General features: G+C 71.7%; 13 protein-coding genes and 1 tRNA gene. 9 read left to right on the top strand and 5 right to left on the bottom strand.

Translation table 11 applies throughout. The features are described from left to right. Nucleotides 1–13 precede the first annotated feature (13 nt). Nucleotides 14–1,918 (bottom strand): ABC transporter ATP-binding protein, encoded by a 1,905-nt coding sequence (locus AB0L56_RS28695; protein WP_365428285.1) that lies wholly within the window; start codon nucleotides 1,916–1,918, stop codon nucleotides 14–16. A 24-nt stretch (nucleotides 1,919–1,942) separates the two neighbouring features. Here AB0L56_RS28695 and AB0L56_RS28700 point away from each other — a divergent pair, with 24 nt between their 5' ends. From AB0L56_RS28700 to AB0L56_RS28720, 5 genes are all read left to right on the top strand, one after another. Then, entirely contained in the window at nucleotides 1,943–2,929 is a 987-nt protein-coding gene (locus tag AB0L56_RS28700) for a lysylphosphatidylglycerol synthase domain-containing protein (protein WP_365428288.1), read from the top strand. A gap of 52 nt (nucleotides 2,930–2,981) precedes the next feature. Continuing rightward, a complete protein-coding gene (locus AB0L56_RS28705) occupies nucleotides 2,982–3,746 on the top strand; it encodes a crotonase/enoyl-CoA hydratase family protein (RefSeq protein WP_365428291.1) in 765 nt (254 codons plus the stop codon). Between the two features lie 168 nt (nucleotides 3,747–3,914). After that, nucleotides 3,915–5,012 (top strand): mechanosensitive ion channel family protein, encoded by a 1,098-nt coding sequence (locus AB0L56_RS28710; protein ID WP_365428294.1) that lies wholly within the window; start codon nucleotides 3,915–3,917, stop codon nucleotides 5,010–5,012. Between the two features lie 150 nt (nucleotides 5,013–5,162). Further along, nucleotides 5,163–7,382, top strand: coding sequence for an NADP-dependent isocitrate dehydrogenase (locus AB0L56_RS28715; protein WP_365428297.1), 2,220 nt, complete (start codon nucleotides 5,163–5,165; stop codon nucleotides 7,380–7,382). 102 nt (nucleotides 7,383–7,484) lie between these two features. Then, nucleotides 7,485–8,282, top strand: a complete 798-nt coding sequence (locus AB0L56_RS28720; protein ID WP_365428300.1) for an N-formylglutamate amidohydrolase — start codon at nucleotides 7,485–7,487, stop codon at nucleotides 8,280–8,282. Nucleotides 8,283–8,434: 152 nt separating this feature from the next. Here the strand turns inward: AB0L56_RS28720 and AB0L56_RS28725 are convergent, their stop codons facing one another. From AB0L56_RS28725 to AB0L56_RS28735, 3 genes are read right to left on the bottom strand one after another with little or no spacing between them, the layout of a single operon-like run. Continuing rightward, nucleotides 8,435–8,902, bottom strand: coding sequence for a hypothetical protein (locus AB0L56_RS28725; RefSeq protein ID WP_365428303.1), 468 nt, complete (start codon nucleotides 8,900–8,902; stop codon nucleotides 8,435–8,437). Next, nucleotides 8,899–9,474 carry a sigma-70 family RNA polymerase sigma factor gene (locus AB0L56_RS28730; protein WP_365428306.1) on the bottom strand — a complete coding sequence of 192 codons (576 nt, stop codon included), beginning with the start codon at nucleotides 9,472–9,474 and terminating at the stop codon, nucleotides 8,899–8,901. Before AB0L56_RS28730 ends, AB0L56_RS28725 begins: the two co-directional genes overlap by 4 nt. 59 nt (nucleotides 9,475–9,533) lie before the next feature. After that, a complete protein-coding gene (locus AB0L56_RS28735; RefSeq protein WP_365428309.1) occupies nucleotides 9,534–10,964 on the bottom strand; it encodes a S8/S53 family peptidase in 1,431 nt (476 codons plus the stop codon). A gap of 165 nt (nucleotides 10,965–11,129) precedes the next feature. On the opposite strand from AB0L56_RS28735, the gene AB0L56_RS28740 reads away from it, so the two are divergent. Genes AB0L56_RS28740 through AB0L56_RS28750 form a run of 3 tightly spaced genes read left to right on the top strand, consistent with a single transcriptional unit; the run spans nucleotide 11,130 to nucleotide 14,209 of the window. Beyond that, nucleotides 11,130–13,703, top strand: a complete 2,574-nt coding sequence (locus AB0L56_RS28740; RefSeq protein WP_365428321.1) for a CHAT domain-containing tetratricopeptide repeat protein — start codon at nucleotides 11,130–11,132, stop codon at nucleotides 13,701–13,703. A 57-nt stretch (nucleotides 13,704–13,760) separates the two neighbouring features. Beyond that, a complete protein-coding gene (locus AB0L56_RS28745; protein ID WP_361028101.1) occupies nucleotides 13,761–13,952 on the top strand; it encodes a hypothetical protein in 192 nt (63 codons plus the stop codon). Between the two features lie 8 nt (nucleotides 13,953–13,960). Continuing rightward, complete coding sequence (locus AB0L56_RS28750; RefSeq protein WP_365428313.1) at nucleotides 13,961–14,209, top strand: hypothetical protein; 249 nt, start codon at nucleotides 13,961–13,963, stop codon at nucleotides 14,207–14,209. Between the two features lie 173 nt (nucleotides 14,210–14,382). Here AB0L56_RS28750 and AB0L56_RS28755 read toward each other — a convergent pair. Beyond that, nucleotides 14,383–14,456 (bottom strand) — tRNA-Pro (locus tag AB0L56_RS28755). Between the two features lie 165 nt (nucleotides 14,457–14,621). Between AB0L56_RS28755 and AB0L56_RS28760 the strand changes: the two genes are divergently transcribed. Beyond that, on the top strand, nucleotides 14,622–15,609 hold a 988-nt coding region (locus AB0L56_RS28760; RefSeq protein ID WP_365428316.1), incomplete at its 3' end, for a Gfo/Idh/MocA family oxidoreductase.

Below are 15,609 nucleotides of genomic sequence, written 5' to 3' on the forward strand. Positions count from 1 at the left end.
ACGCGGCAGCCCCCTACGCCACCGCCGGCTCGGCGTCCGCCCCCGGCCCACCCTCCCCGCCGGCGGCGAACTGCGTACGGTGCAGCTCGGCATACCGACCCCCCGCCGCCAGCAGCTGCTCATGCGTCCCCCGCTCCACAATCCGCCCCGCCTCGACCACCAGGATCAGATCCGCCGCCCGCACGGTGGACAGCCGATGCGCGATCACCACCGCCGTCCGGCCCTCCAACGCCTCGCCGAGTGCCTCCTGAACGGCGGCCTCCGAGGTGTTGTCCAGATGAGCGGTGGCCTCGTCAAGAATGACGACCCGCTGCCGGGCCAGCAGCAGCCGGGCGATCGTCATACGCTGGCGCTCGCCCCCGGAGAGCCGGTAGCCCCGCTCCCCCACCACGGTGTCCAGCCCATCGGGCAACGCCCGTACAAGCGTGTCGAGCCGCGCCCGCCCCAGCGCATGCCACAGGTCGGCATCGCTCGCATCCGGCCGGGCCAGCAGCAGATTGGCCCGCACCGTGTCATGGAAGAGATGCCCGTCCTGGGTGACCATCCCGAGCGTGGCGCGCAACGACCGAGCGGTCAGCTCCCGCACATCGACGCCGCCCACGCGTACGGCACCCCCGTCGACGTCGTACAGCCGCGGCAGCAGCGCCGCGATCGTCGACTTCCCCGCCCCGGAGGAGCCGACGAGCGCGACGGTCTGCCCGGGCTCGGCCCGGAACGAAATGCCGTGCAGCACCTCTTCGCCGCCGCGCGAGTCGAGAGCCGCGACCTCCTCCAGTGAGGCCAGGGAGACCTTGTCAGCAGCCGGGTAGCCGAAGCGGACGTCGTCGAACTCCACGGAGACCGGTCCCTCCGGCAGGTCGCGGGCGTCCGGCTTCTCCCGGATGAGCGGCTCGAGGTCCAGGACCTCGAAGACCCGCTCGAAACTGACCAGCGCGCTCATCACCTCGACCCGCGCCCCGGCCAGCGAGGTCAGCGGCGCGTACAGCCGGGTGAGCAGCAGTGCCAGCGCGACGACCGCGCCGGGTTCGAGGACGCCGCTGAGGGCGAGCCGCCCGCCGAGGCCGTAGACCAGGGCCAGCGCGAGGGCGGAGACGAGGGTCAGCGCGGTGATGAACACGGTCTGCGCCGTGGCCGTACGCACGCCGATGTCCCGCACCCGGCGGGCGCGCACCGCGAACTCCTCCGACTCCTCCTCGGGGCGGCCGAACAGCTTCACCAGGGTGGCGCCGGGCGCGGAGAACCGCTCGGTCATCCGGGTGCCCATGGCCGCGTTCAGGGCGGCGGCCTCACGCTGCATACCGGCCATGCGGCGTCCCATGCGGCGGGCGGGGATCACGAAGACCGGCAGCAGCACCAGGGCGAGCAGGGTGATCTGCCAGGACAGGGTGAGCATCACGGCGAGGGTGAGGAGCAGGGTGACCAGATTGCCGACCACGGTCGACAGGGTGTTACTGAAGGCCCGCTGGGCGCCGATGACGTCGTTGTTGAGACGGGAGACCAGCGCTCCCGTACGGGTGCGTGTGAAGAAGGCGACGGGCATACGTTGGACGTGGTCGAACACCGCTGTGCGCAGGTCGAGGATGAGTTCCTCGCCGAGGGCGGCCGACAGTCGCCTTCCGAGGATGCCCAGGGCCGCCTCGACGATCGCGATCAGCGCGATGAGCAGGGCCAGACGGACGACCGTGCCCTCGTCACCGGCGGACACGATGGTGTCCACGACGCGTCCGGCCAGCACAGGGGTGGCGACGGCGAGGGCCGCGGTCGCCGTGCCGAGCAGCACGAAGAGGACGAGTTTACGGCGGTGCGGGCGGGCGAAGGCGCCGATCCGGCGCAGGGTCTCCCTGGTCACGGGGCGGTGCTCGTCCTCTGCGTACATCACGCTGCGCAGCTGTGTCCACGCTGTGGTCTCCATGCTCATGAACGTGAAGGTAGAACCTCGACCATGATTGAGGTCAAGCAGGGAGCGGCCCCTCTCCAGGAACCGCTCCCCGGTCGTAACGTGACGCTGACGGTCCGCCGGATCCTGTGTGTGCTGCCCCTGTTACTCGTCACCGTCATCGCCGTACGGCACCGGGCGGTGCTGGCCGAGGGCTTCGCCCTGCTGCCGACCGCCCGTCGGCCGTGGCTGCTGACCGCGGCCGGTGTCACCTGTCTGACCTGGGTGGCGGCCGCCTTCACCCGGCAGGGCGCGGTCGTCGAACGGCTGCCCGGACGGCGCCTGCTGGCCACGCAGTTCGCGGCGGGCGCGGCGAACCACATGCTGCCCACGGGGCTGGGCGCGAGTGCGGTCAATCTGCGGTTCATGACGGTCTGCGGGTTGACGCCGGCCCGTTCCTCCGCGGCTCTGGCGCTGTATCTCCTCGCGGAGTCCGTCGGCCGGGTGGGGCTGCTGGCGGCCCTGCTCGTGGCGTTCCCGGACGCCCTGCGGTTCGGCCCGCTGCTGCCCGCGGGGGCGTTCGGCCCGCTGCTGCTCGCGATCGGCGCGGTGGCCGTCGTCGCGGTGGGTGTGCTGACGGCCGTACGGCCGCTGCGGCGGGCCGTCCGTTCGTTCCTGCGGACGGCGTTGGGCGAGGCGCGGTCGGTCCACGCCCTGCCCTCCCGGGCGCTCGCGCTGTGGGGCGGCGCGCTGGCCTTCCCCGCGTTGCAGGCGACCGTGCTGGTGCTGGTGGGGCTGGCGTTCGGGCTGTCCGTGCCGCCCGCCCATATGGCGGTGGCGTATCTGGCGGCGACCGTCGCGGTAGCACTGGTGCCCACTCCGGGCGGGCTCGGTTCGGTGGAGACGGCACTGGTCGTGGCGCTGGTCGCGGTGGGCGCGGCGGCGGCGCCGGCCACGGCGGTGGTGCTGGTCTTCCGGGTCATCACGGTGTGGCTTCCGCTGCTGCCGGGCGCGTTGACGCTGGGCGCGCTGGTGCGGCTGAAGGTGATCTGACCCCCGGGCCGGGGTAGGGTCCCGGGTCCGACCAGCCGAGAGGGGCACTGTCATGCCGGTCCGGATCGAGCACCGGGGACCCGTCACCACGGTCGTCCTGTCCCGGCCCGAGGTGCGCAACGCGGTGGACGGCCCGACCGCCGCCGCGCTGGCCGACGCCTTCCGCGCGTTCGAGGCGGACGACGGGGCCGCGGTGGCGGTGCTGTGGGGCGAGGGCGGCACGTTCTGCTCGGGCGCCGATCTGAAGGCGCTGGGCACGGAGCGCGGCAACCGGGTCGGCGAGGACGGGGACGGGCCGATGGGACCCACCCGGATGCGGCTGTCCAAGCCGGTGATCGCCGCCGTCGCCGGACACGCCGTGGCGGGCGGTCTCGAGCTGGCGCTGTGGTGCGATCTCCGGGTGGCCGAGGAGGACGCCGTCTTCGGGGTGTACTGCCGCCGCTGGGGCGTGCCGCTGATCGACGGCGGCACCGTGCGGCTGCCCCGTCTGATCGGCACGAGCCGGGCGCTCGACCTGATCCTCACCGGGCGGCCGGTGGCGGCCGAGGAGGCCCTCGCCATGGGACTGGCCAACCGCGTCGTGCCCGTGGGGCGGGCCCGCGCCGAGGCCGAGGAACTGGCCGCCGCCCTCGCCCGGTTCCCCCAGGCCTGTCTGCGTGCCGACCGTGCCTCGGTGCTCGGCCAGGAGGGGCTGGACGAGGAGACGGCACTGCGCGGCGAACTCCGGCACGGGGCCGCCGTCGTGGCGGAAAGTCTGGAAGGCGCCGCCCGTTTCGCCTCGGGGGCGGGCCGGCATGGCTCGTTCTCGGACCTGTGAGACCGGGCGTGGTACGAACTGCCCCTCGGGATACGGCAGGATGAGCGATCGTGCCGACCGCAGGTCAGGGGGAGGTCGGCACGCCTGGATTCCGTAGAACTCGAGCAGGTGACACATGACACGACATCACATAGGGCCGTGGGCCGCTGGTTTCACCGGAGGTGAGCGGTGACCCGCTCGCTCACCATGGACGATCTGGTGTACGCGGGGATCGCCCTCTTCGCCGGCGTCGTCGCGGCGTTCCTGCTCCGGATGCTGCTGCGCTGGCTGGGGCGGCACGCCGAACGCACCAACTGGCGCGGGGACGACGTCCTCGTGGACGCGCTGCGCATGATCGTGCCGTGGGCGGCGATCGCGGGCGGCGCGGCCTCCGCGGCGGCGGCGCTGCCGCTGACCCGGACCGTGCAGCACAACGTCAACCAGACGCTGACCCTGATGGTGATCTTCGCCGCGACCGTGTCGGCGGCCCGAGTGGTGGCGGGGCTGGTGCGCTCGGTCACCCAGTCCCGTTCCGGCGTCGCCGGGTCGGCCACCATCTTCATGAACATCACCCGGATCCTGGTCCTGGCGATCGGCTTCCTGGTGGGCCTGCAGACGCTGGGCATCTCGATCGCCCCGCTGCTCACCGCCCTCGGTGTCGGCGGTCTGGCGGTGGCACTGGCCCTTCAGGACACCCTCGCCAATCTGTTCGCGGGCATCCACATCCTCGCCTCCAAGACCGTGCAGCCCGGTGACTACATCCGGCTGAGCAGCGGGGAGGAGGGCTATGTCGAGGACATCAACTGGCGGCAGACGACCGTCCGTGCGCTCTCCAACAACCTGGTGGTCATCCCGAACGGGCAGCTCGCCAAGACGAACATGACCAATTTCATGCGCCCCGAGCAGCAGCTGACCATCCTGGTGCAGGTCGGCGTGTCGTACGACAGCGATCTGGAGCAGGTGGAGCAGGTGACGAAGGAGGTCGTCGCCGAGGTGATGACCGACATCACCGGCGCCGTGCCGGAGCATGAGCCGGCGGTGCGCTTCCACACCTTCGGCGACTCCCGTATCGGGTTCACCGTGATCCTGGGCGTCGGTGAGTTCAGCGACCAGTACCGGATCAAGCACGAGTTCATCAAGCGCCTGCACCGCCGCTACCGCGAGGAGGGCATCCGTATCCCGTCGCCCGCGCGGACGGTGGCGCTCCAGCAGGGCACGACGCTGATCCCGCAGCAGCGGGACGCGGTGTCCGCGCCGGACGACATGACCACGGCCCGGCCCATCTGAGGGCCGGGCGGGCGACCTCCCGCCGCGACGGCCCGGCCGGCCGCGTGGCGGGAGATCGCCCGGAACTCGGCGCGGACCCCTGTCGAGCCGGGGCCCGTCACAAGATATCTTGATGTCGAGCAATGTTGCAGACGTGGAGCGGAGCACCCGGTGACTGACTCGACCATCATCTATACGCACACTGACGAGGCTCCGGCCCTGGCGACGTATTCCTTCCTGCCGGTGGTCCAGGCGTACGCCTCGCAGGCGGGTGTCGCCGTGGAGACACGGGACATCTCGCTGGCCGGGCGCATCATCGCCGTGTTCCCGGACTACCTGACCGAGGACCAGCGCATCCCGGACGCCCTCGCCGAGCTCGGTCAGCTGGCGAAGACGCCCGCGGCCAACATCGTCAAGCTGCCGAACATCTCGGCGTCGATCCCGCAGCTCAAGGCCGCGATCGCCGAGCTGCAGGCCAAGGGCTACGCGCTGCCGGACTACCCGGACGACCCTAAGACCGACGAGGAGCGGGAGATCCAGGCCCGCTACGACAAGGTCAAGGGCTCGGCCGTGAACCCGGTCCTGCGTGAGGGCAACTCCGACCGCCGGGCCCCCGCCTCGGTGAAGAACTACGCCAGGACCCACCCGCACCGCATGGGCCCCTGGAGCCCCGAGTCGAAGACCAATGTCGCCACGATGGGCCAGGACGACTTCCGCTCCACGGAGAAGTCGGTCGTCATCGCCGAGGACGGCGCGCTGCGCATCGAGCTCAAGGGCGACGACGGCTCGACCACGGTGCTGCGGGAGTCCGTACCCGTCCTGAAGGGCGAGGTCGTCGACGCCTCCGTGATGCGTGTCGCCGCGCTGCGGGAGTTCCTGACCGCGCAGATCGCCCGCGCCAAGCAGGAGGACGTCCTGTTCTCCGTGCACCTGAAGGCCACGATGATGAAGGTCTCCGACCCGATCATCTTCGGTCACGTGGTGCGCGCCTTCTTCCCGAAGACGTTCGCGAAGTACGGCGACAAGCTCGCCGCCGCCGGTCTCACCCCGAACGACGGTCTGGGCGGCATCTACAAGGGCCTGGAGAACCTGCCCGAGGGCGCCGAGATCAAGGCGTCCTTCGACGCCGAGCTCGCCCAGGGCCCGGACCTGGCGATGGTCGACTCCGACAAGGGCATCACCAACCTGCACGTCCCCTCGGACGTCATCGTGGACGCCTCCATGCCGGCCATGATCCGCACCTCCGGCCACATGTGGGGTCCGGACGGCCAGGAGGCCGACACCCTGGCGGTGCTGCCGGACTCGTCGTACTCCGGCGTCTACCAGGCCGTGATCGACGACTGCCGGGCCCACGGCGCCTACGACCCGTCCACCATGGGCTCGGTGCCGAACGTCGGTCTGATGGCGCAGAAGGCCGAGGAATACGGCAGTCACGACAAGACCTTCGAGATCCCGGTCACGGGCACCGTCCGTATGGTCGACCGCAACGGCGAAGCGGTCATCGAGCAGGCGGTCTCCGCCGGTGACATCTTCCGCGCCTGCCAGACCAAGGACGCCGCGATCCGCGACTGGGTGAAGCTGGCCGTCACCCGCGCCCGCGCCACCGGCGACCCGGCGGTGTTCTGGCTGGACGAGACCCGCGCGCACGACGCCAACCTGATCGCCAAGGTCGAGCAGTACCTGCCGGAGCACGACACCGAGGGCCTGGACATCCGCGTCCTGTCCCCCGTCGAGGCGACCAAGCTGTCGGTGGAGCGCATCCGCCGCGGCGAGAACACCATCTCCGTCACCGGCAACGTGCTGCGCGACTACCTCACCGACCTGTTCCCGATCCTGGAGCTGGGCACCAGCGCCAAGATGCTGTCGATCGTCCCGCTGATGGCGGGCGGCGGCCTGTTCGAGACCGGCGCCGGCGGTTCCGCGCCCAAGCACGTCCAGCAGCTGATCAAGGAGAACTACCTGCGCTGGGACTCGCTCGGTGAGTTCTTCGCGCTGGTGCCGTCGCTGGAGCAGTACGCCGAGACCACGGGCAACGGCCGTGCCAAGGTCCTCGCCGCCACCCTCGACCGCGCGACGGCGACGTTCCTCAACGAGGACAAGTCCCCGACCCGTCGCCTCGGCGGCATCGACAACCGCGGCAGCCACTTCTACCTGTCCCTGTACTGGGCGCAGGAGCTGGCCGCGCAGACCGACGACGCGGACCTGGCGAAGGCCTTCGCCCCGCTCGCCGAGACGCTCGCCGCCAACGAGGCGAAGATCGTCGAGGAGCTGATCTCCGTCCAGGGCGAGCCGGCCGACATCGGCGGCTACTACCAGCCCGACCCGGCCAAGGCGTCCCAGGTCATGCGCCCGTCCGCCACGTGGAACGAGACGCTGGCGTCCCTGAGCTGACGCGAGCCCCCTTCCACACCACCGCCCCGGCCGGCACCGCGCCCGGCCGGGGCGGTGGTGTGATCCTTCCCTGCACGACCGACCCACCCCCGGAGCAGCCGTATGAGCGATGTGCCGCCGTCCTTCGAGTACGTCCCCGGCGACCCCGACTCCCCCGTGATCCTCCATGTGCCGCACTCCGCACGGGAGATACCGGCAGCGGTCCGGTCCGGGATCGTGCTGGACGACGCCGGGCTGGAGCGGGAGCTGGACCACATCACCGACGCGCACACCGCGTCGATCGCCGACGCGGCGGCCCGGGCGGCCGGTGTCACACCGTGGCGGTTCGTGAACCGGCTCTCACGGCTGGTCGTCGACCCCGAGCGGTTCCCGGACGAGCGGGAGGAGATGCTCGCCGTCGGCATGGGCGCGGTCTACACACGGACCACGCACAAGGAGGTGCTCCGCCCCGACGGCTTCGACGCGGACCCGCTGATCGAGCGGTACTTCCACCCGTACGCCCAGGCCATGACGGAGGCGGTCGAAGACCGGCTCGCGGCGACCGGACGGGCGGTGATCATCGACGTGCACTCCTACCCGAGCGCACCCCTCCCCTACGAACTGCACGCCGACGGACCCCGCCCGAAGATATGCCTGGGCACCGACCCCTTCCACACCCCACCCAGCCTCCTCACCGCCGCCCGCAAGGCATTCGCACGGTGCGGGGAAACGGCCCTGAACACCCCGTTCGCCGGAACGTACGTACCACTGAAGTTCTACGGAAAACGGGCGGAGGTCTCGGCCCTGATGGTGGAAATCCGCCGAGACACCTACATGCCCGAACCAGCCGGCCCCGCAGCCCCAGGCCTCCAGACCCTCGCCTCAGCACTAGCCACACTGACCGACGCGGTGACCCACTGACCCGAGCCCCTAGTTGACCTCGCCATACAGCTGCCGCCGGCACCACTCAGCCCCTCCGGCGTTTGAGGAGCGGGGGTCCGGGGGCAGCGCCCCCGGGGACGGGACGGGAAGGGGCGGCGGGGGCGAAAAACCTGGCCCGGTGCAACCCAGCTTCACGCCCGCAGCCACTCCGTAACCACCACACCCTCACCGGTGCACAGCCGAAGCGCGAACGGCCCGCACGGAGCAGCATCGGCACAGAACCGCCCCATGTCATCCGCGGCAAGCGGCACGGTGCTGCCCAACCCCCCAAGCACCTCAATCCGCGCCGCCTGAGGCGGCAACACCTGCCCCATCAGCCCCCGCGCGCTCACCTCAACATCCACCATCACCTCACCCGCACTGAACGTCAGCATCCGCGGCGCGTCCGCAACCCCCCGCACCGGAATCGCGTCGACCAGCGAGTCAAAGGTCAACTCGGCCACACGGGCCTCGAGATCGTGCAGCGCATACGCGTCAATCGCGGCCTGCAGCAACACCGGAGGCAACGGATCAAGCACCGCCGCCGCCCGCCGAAGCTCCTCCTCCAGCGGCCCCCCGTCGAAGTCCTCCAGAAATGCATCATCGTTCACGTCACTCACGCAGCCCCCCGTGCCTCAAGCCGAGCCCGCAGCCGCCGCAGACAGCGCTGGCGCAACGGCCCAATGCTGCCCACCGCGATATCGAGCGCGGCGGACACCTCCTGATAACTGGGCGGCGGCGAAGCGATCAGCACACGCAACAACTGCCTGCACCGCTCGCCCAGTTCCTCGAACTCCTGCCACAGCCGCCGCACGCGTTCGCTCTGCTCCCGCGCCGCCTCCGCATCCAGCAGCGACTGCTCGGGCATGTCGTCCTCACTGGCCCGGTCAAGCAGTTGCGGATCGTCCGTCAGCATCAGCCGACGCGCGTTCCGGTGCACCTTCAGGCACTCGTGCCGCGCGGTACTGGCCAGCCAGGAGGCCGCCTTCTCCGGTTCCCGGATCCGCCCCAGATGCTGGGCGAAGCGGAACCAGACGGTCTGGTAGACCTCGTGCGCGTCGGCGTCGGAGAGCCGGTGCGCGCGCACCACGGACCACACCAGGGGGCCCAGCCCTTCCACGATCGCCTTCCAGGCCGCCGCGTCGCCGTCGACAGCGGACCGGACCAACGCGCCGACTTCACTACGCTCCACGGTCCCACCCCTCGTGTACGGCACGTCATGGTACGCCGTGGAAGGGACGACTCCAGCCCTCATGGCCGCGCGGAGGGTGGTGAAACCGGAAGGGGGCGCCAGGTGGGCGGCAGGAGCGCCGGCACGTGCGCCCCGCGCACTTCGGCGACCTCGGTGTTGGCGTCCATCAGCTGCCGACGGGCCTTGCGCGGGTCGGTCTCCGCCTGCCCGGTCATATGGGCGGCGATCATGCCGACGGCGACGGGAGTGGCGAACGAGGTGCCGCTCCACTGGGCGAGCCCTTCGAACATCACCTGGTCCGGCTTGCCGGATCCGCCCTCCTCGCTCAGTACGCCGGTGTGGCGCGGATGGTGGCAGGTGCAGGCGTAGGTGAAGCCGTACCGGCACGCGTCATACGTGGAGTGCTGGTACACGTACGGCACAGGGCTGTCGAAACCGGTGAGCGCGCTGACGAGACGCTCGCCGGGCGCGTAGGCCTTGACCCAGCCGCCGTGGTTGCTGAAGCAGGCGCCGAACTCGCCGTCCGCGCGCAGTGCGCCGACGGACAGCACCGCGTTCTCGTACCCGGGGAGGCCGGCGTAGGCGGCGGGCCAGAAGGGGGTGGCGCTGGCGTTGTTGCCGGCGGCGGCGACCAACAGGGTGCGCTGCTCGCGCAGTTCCCGCATGAAGGCATCGACGCCGAGGAGGCCGTCGGTACGACCGTTGGACGTGCCGGCGGAGAGGCTGATGACGTCCGGCCAGCCGTCCCGGTCGACCGCCTCGAAGAGCTTCTCGCCGAACTCGGACTCCAGGATCGCGCCGGCGTCGTTGAGCGTGCCCCGGACGGTGATGTCGGTGTTGGGCGCGACGGCGGCGACGAGTCCGGCGATGAACGTGCCGTGGCCGCAGTACTGCTGGAGGATCCCGTCCTCGTCGCACTCGGCGACCTGGGCGTCGCCGCGGGTGTGGGCGAGCAGCGGGTAGGAGCGGTGGTCGTGCATGAGGCCGGTGTCGATGACGAGGACACCGACGGCGCTGTCCGGGTCGTGGGCGGCCTCGGCCGCGGCCGGGTTGGGCCGCCCCCCGGGAGCCACGGGCACGGGCTCGTCGCCGGGGCAGGCGTTGACGGCGATGGACACCACGTGGTTGCGGCTGACCAGCCGGCGTCCGGTGCGGCCCTCGGTCGCCGAGAGCGCGCGCAGAGCACCGGCGACGGCCGGGTCGCCGCTGCCGTCGCCCTCGCCCGGGTCGGCGACCCGGATGCGGGTGATGCCGGAGCGGTTGGTCTCCGGGCTCGCGCGGCGCACCTGGTCCGGGGTGAGACCGGCGAAGGTGGTGAAGTGCTGCCGCACGGTGTCCTCGACGACGCGGGCCTCCTCTCCGTCGCGTGCGAGGACGACGCCCTTCTCGTAGAGGAACTCGCCCGCGTCGTCCGGCCCCACCGCCAGGGGGACGTCGGGCATGGAGCGCTGGATCTGTGCGAACTGCTCACGGAATCGCTGTGGTGCCATGGCATGTCCTCCACTCGGACGATGGCGGGCGGGGCCGCCGAGCTGTCGTGATGCAGAGCCACGGGGCGGCCGTTTGATACAACGTCGAACCTGTGGGGCGCGGTTGCGGACCACTACGATCGTGGGGTGACAGCGGGAAGCGACACGGTGCTGGAACTGTTGCCGATGGTGTTCGCCGCCCCGGGTGAGGCGCTGGCGAGGGCGGAAGAGGTCCTGGATGACCGCCCCCCGCCGTTGCACGCCTCCGTCGCCCATCAGGTGATCGGCATCTGGCAGCGCGACTTCGGCGACCTGCGGCTCGCCCTGAGCCATCTGCGCCGGGCCAGGGCGTGGGCGGCGCGCGCGGACTCGGCGGAGCGGGAGGCGGACGTCCTCGCCACGCTGGGGGTCGCACTGGTGCACGCGGGGCGCACGCGGCAGGGTATGGACGCCCTGCGGCGGGGCGTCGAACGCGGCACCGGGCACACACGCGCGCGGGTGCTGTTCCGGCGGGCGTACTCGTGGTGGGTCCTGGGCCATCACAAGGAGGCGCTGGAGGACGTACGGCGGGCGATTCCCGTACTGCGGCATGCCGACGACGTGATCTGGACGGCGCGTGCGCTGACGCTGCGGGCAACGGTGCATCTGGCGCTGGGCGCGGTGGAGCGGGCGGACGCCGACTTCACGGCCGCGGAGGCCCTGTGGGACACCACCGGCCAGGAGCACGACAAGGCGGACGCCGTGGAGAGCCGGGGGCTGGCCGCGTTCCGCTCGGGCGACGTCCCGGCGGCGCTGCGGCTGCTGGACGAGGCGGAGGAGCGGTACGCCAAGCTGGGCACGCCGACGTTCATGCTGAGCATCCGCCGCTGCGAGGTGCTGATGGCCGCGGGGCTGCCCGGGGAGGCGCTGGCCGAGGCGGACGCGGCGATCCGGGCGCTCGACGGCATCGGCGGGCAGTCGACGCGCAAGGCGGAGCTGCTGCTCGCGGCCGCCCGGGCGGCGCGGCAGGCCGGCGAACCGCAGACGGCCATCGCGCGTGCGGCGCTGGCCGTGCGGCTGTTCGCGGGGCAGCGGCGCACCTGGTGGGAGACGCACGCGCGGCTGGTGCTGACCGAGGCCCGGCACGCGGCCGGGCGCGGGTCGGGCCGGCTGGTCGCGGACGCGGCCACGGTGGCGGAGCAGCTGTCGGGGCTCGGTGCTCCGGCCGCTCCCGAGGCGTCGCTGCTCGCGGGCCGAATAGCGCTGGATCTCGGCTGGACGGCGGACGCGGAGGCTCATCTGGCGGTCGCCGCGCGCAGCAGACGCGTGGGGCCGCCGCTGGCGCGGATGACGGGCTGGGCCGCGCAGGCGCTGCGCGCACAGGCCGCCGGTTCCGCGCGGGGTGTGCTGGAGGCCTGCCGGCGCGGCCTGGACGTACTGGACGACCACCGGATGACGCTGGGAGCCTCGGAGTTGCGGGCCCGCGCCACCGCGCAGGGCGCGGAGCTGGCCGCCCTCGCGCAGCGGGCCAGTCTGGTCTCGGGCGGGCCCCGTCGGCTGCTGGTGTGGAGCGAACGCTGGCGGGCCACCGCGCTCTCCGCACCGCCCACCCGGCCGCCGGCCGACCCGGCGCTGCTCCGCGGCATGACCGCCTATCGGGAGATCGCCGCCCGCGCGGAGGAGGCCCGGATGGACGGCAAGCCCGTGCCGGCCCTGGAGCGGGAACAGCGGCGCCTGGAACGGGAGATCCGCTCCCGGACACTGCACATGCGCGGTGCGGCCGCCGACGGCGGGGCCCGTTTCGACGTCCGTCGGCTGCTCGCGCGGCTGCGGGACAGCGGCGACGCGCAGCTGGTGGAGCTCGCCGTGCTCGACGGGCGCGTGCAGGTGCTGCTGTGCGGGCAGGGCAGGGTGCGGCGGTTCGAGGCGGGGCTGCTGGCGGCGGCGGAGACCGAGGCCGAGCACGTACAGGCGGGGCTGCGGCGGCTGGCCCATCCGGGGGCGGATTCCCGGTTGCCGGTGGTGGAGGCGGCGGGCCGCCGGCTGGAGGAGCTGCTGCTCGGTCCGGCCGCGGCGCACCTCGGTGCCGGCCCGGTGGTGATCGTGCCGCCGGGGCGGCTGCACCGGGTGCCGTGGGCGCTGCTGCCCTCACTGCGGGAGAAGGTGCTGAGTGTGTCGCCCTCGGCGAGCAGCTGGCTGCGCGCGAAGGACACGGCGCCGCCGCGCGGGGGCCGCCAGGTGCTGGTGCGGGGCCCGGGTCTGGCGACGGGCGGCGCGGAGGTGTCCGAGCTGGCCGGCCGCTACGGCGGTGCGACGGTCCTGGAGTACGCGGACGCGACGGTTCCGCGGGTGCTGACGGAACTGGACGGTGCGGCACTGGCGCACATCGCGGCGCATGGCGCGTTCCGCGCGGACGGCCCGTTGTTCTCCTCGCTGCGGATGGCGGACGGGCCGGTGATCGTGCACGACCTCGAGCGGCTGGACCGCAGCCCGTACCGGATCATCCTGTCGTGCTGCGACACCGCCCGGTTCGCCACGGTCGGGGCCGATGAACTCCTCGGTCTGGTCACGGCGTTGCTGCCGCTGGGTACGGCGGGGGTGGTGGCGTGCAGTGCCCCGGTCAACGATGCGGCGGTCGTCCCGCTGATGCTCGCGCTGCACGAAGCGCTCGACACCGGTCTGTCGTTGGCGGAGGCCTTGCGCGACGCGCGCGCGACACTCCCGGCGGACGCGGTGCACCGGGCCACCGGCTGGGCGTTCACCGCCTTCGGGGCGGCGTGAGCCGACGCGCGCTGTCGGGCGACCACCACCGCACGGCGGCCGGACGTACCGAGCCGCGTGAACTTCGCGTACGCCGACACGAACGCCAGGACCTACCGCACATCGCGCGGCAAGACCCACTACGAGTGCAAGATCGATCCGATGCGGAACAACCGTCCTCAGACATTGCCTCGTTACGGCAAGGCGTGCGCCCACCTCTACGTCACCGGGGTGCGGCGTGTGAGCCAGTGCCACCACATCACGAAGTGAGTTCGCTCATGACCGATCAGCAGCAAGAGCCGGAGCCCGGCCACGCGGAGGAGACGCGGCGTCGGCGGGCAGGGTTCGTAGCGTTCGTCGTGGGGCTGGTCGCGACCCTCGCGTTCTTCGGTTTCTTCCCGGGACTGCCACATGTCATCGACTGGGGTGCCATCCTGGTGGCCCTCGTCGTCGGCGCTGGCTCGTTGGGCCTGCCAGTCCTGGATGACCAGATCGGCGAAGAAGGCCGAGCGTATGTGCTTCCGTAGTGATCCCTTGGTGTGGACCGTGCTGATCGGGGTCCGGTGACGCCCTGGCGACAAGGTGGAGGGCGGGCGACAGCCGTACGGGCCGACCTGGGAGGTCGGAACGACCATGCCCATGCGCGAGAGGCCGTCCTCCGACAAGTGGGAGGACGGCCTCCGACGTGCTTTCCGCACTGTCGGGACGACAGGATTTGAACCTGCGACCCCTTGACCCCCAGTCAAGTGCGCTACCAAGCTGCGCCACGTCCCGGTGCGTTCCACACAATGAACCGTGTGATCATGCAGGTCAGACCCTACCTCATGTGCGCTGCGGCACCGAACACGCGGTGTTTGTCCTGTCAAAAGGTTGACAGGACGCCTGCGCCGCGCAGAGGGTGAGCGGGCAGAACGCGGAACGGGCCGGAGAGAGGCTGTCATGGTGGATGCGCTGGGTGTCGCCGTCGTGGGTTTCGGCTGGATGGGGCGGGTGCACACCCAGGCGTACGCGCGTGTGCGGCACCACTATCCGCACCTGGCCCTGCGTCCGGAGCTGATCACCGTCGCCGAGGAGGTGCCCGGCCGGGCCGAGGAGGCCGCCGCACAGTTCGGGTTCGCCTCGACGGCCCGTGACTGGCGCCAGGTGGCCGCGGATCCGCGCGTACGGGCGGTCAGCATCACTGCTCCGAACTTCCTGCACCGCGACATCGGCGTCGCGATGGCCGAGGCCGGGAAGCACATCTGGATCGAGAAGCCGGTGGGCCTCGGCCCCGAGGACGCCCGCGCGGTGGCCGATGCGGTCGCCGGGGCCGGGGTGCAGGGCGCGGTCGGCTTCAACTACCGCAACGCGCCGGCCGTGGAGGCGGCCCGCGATCTCATCGCCTCCGGTGAGATCGGCCGGGTCACCCATGTCCGCATCCGCCTGTTCAGCGACTACGCGGCCCACCCCGAGGGCGCGCTGACCTGGCGTTATGAGCGGGAGCGCGGCGGCAGCGGGGTGCTGGGCGACCTGGCCTCGCACGGCGCCGACCTGGCCCGCTTCCTGCTCGGCGACATCGCCGCGCTGACCGCCGACACGGCGATCTTCCTGCCCGAGCGGGCCCGTCCGGCGGGCGCCACGGCCGGCCACTCGCGGGCCACGGGCGGTGAACTCGGCCCCGTGGAGAACGAGGACTACGTCAGCTGCCTGCTGCGGTTCGCCTCCGGCGCGCGGGGTGTGCTCGAGGCCTGCCGGGTGTCGGTGGGTGAACAGAACAACTACGGCTTCGAGGTGCACGGTAGCGAGGGGGCGGTGTTCTGGGACTTCCGCAGGATGAACGAGCTCGGTGTCATCTCCAGCCTGGTCAAGGTCGACATCCTGCTGCACGGCGACAAGGTGGACGCCTTCTCCGCGATCACCCACAAGGACCAGGCGTACGCGTACGGCG

This window comes from Streptomyces sp. NPDC052079, assembly GCF_040680275.1.
Classification (GTDB): Bacteria; Actinomycetota; Actinomycetes; order Streptomycetales; family Streptomycetaceae; genus Streptomyces.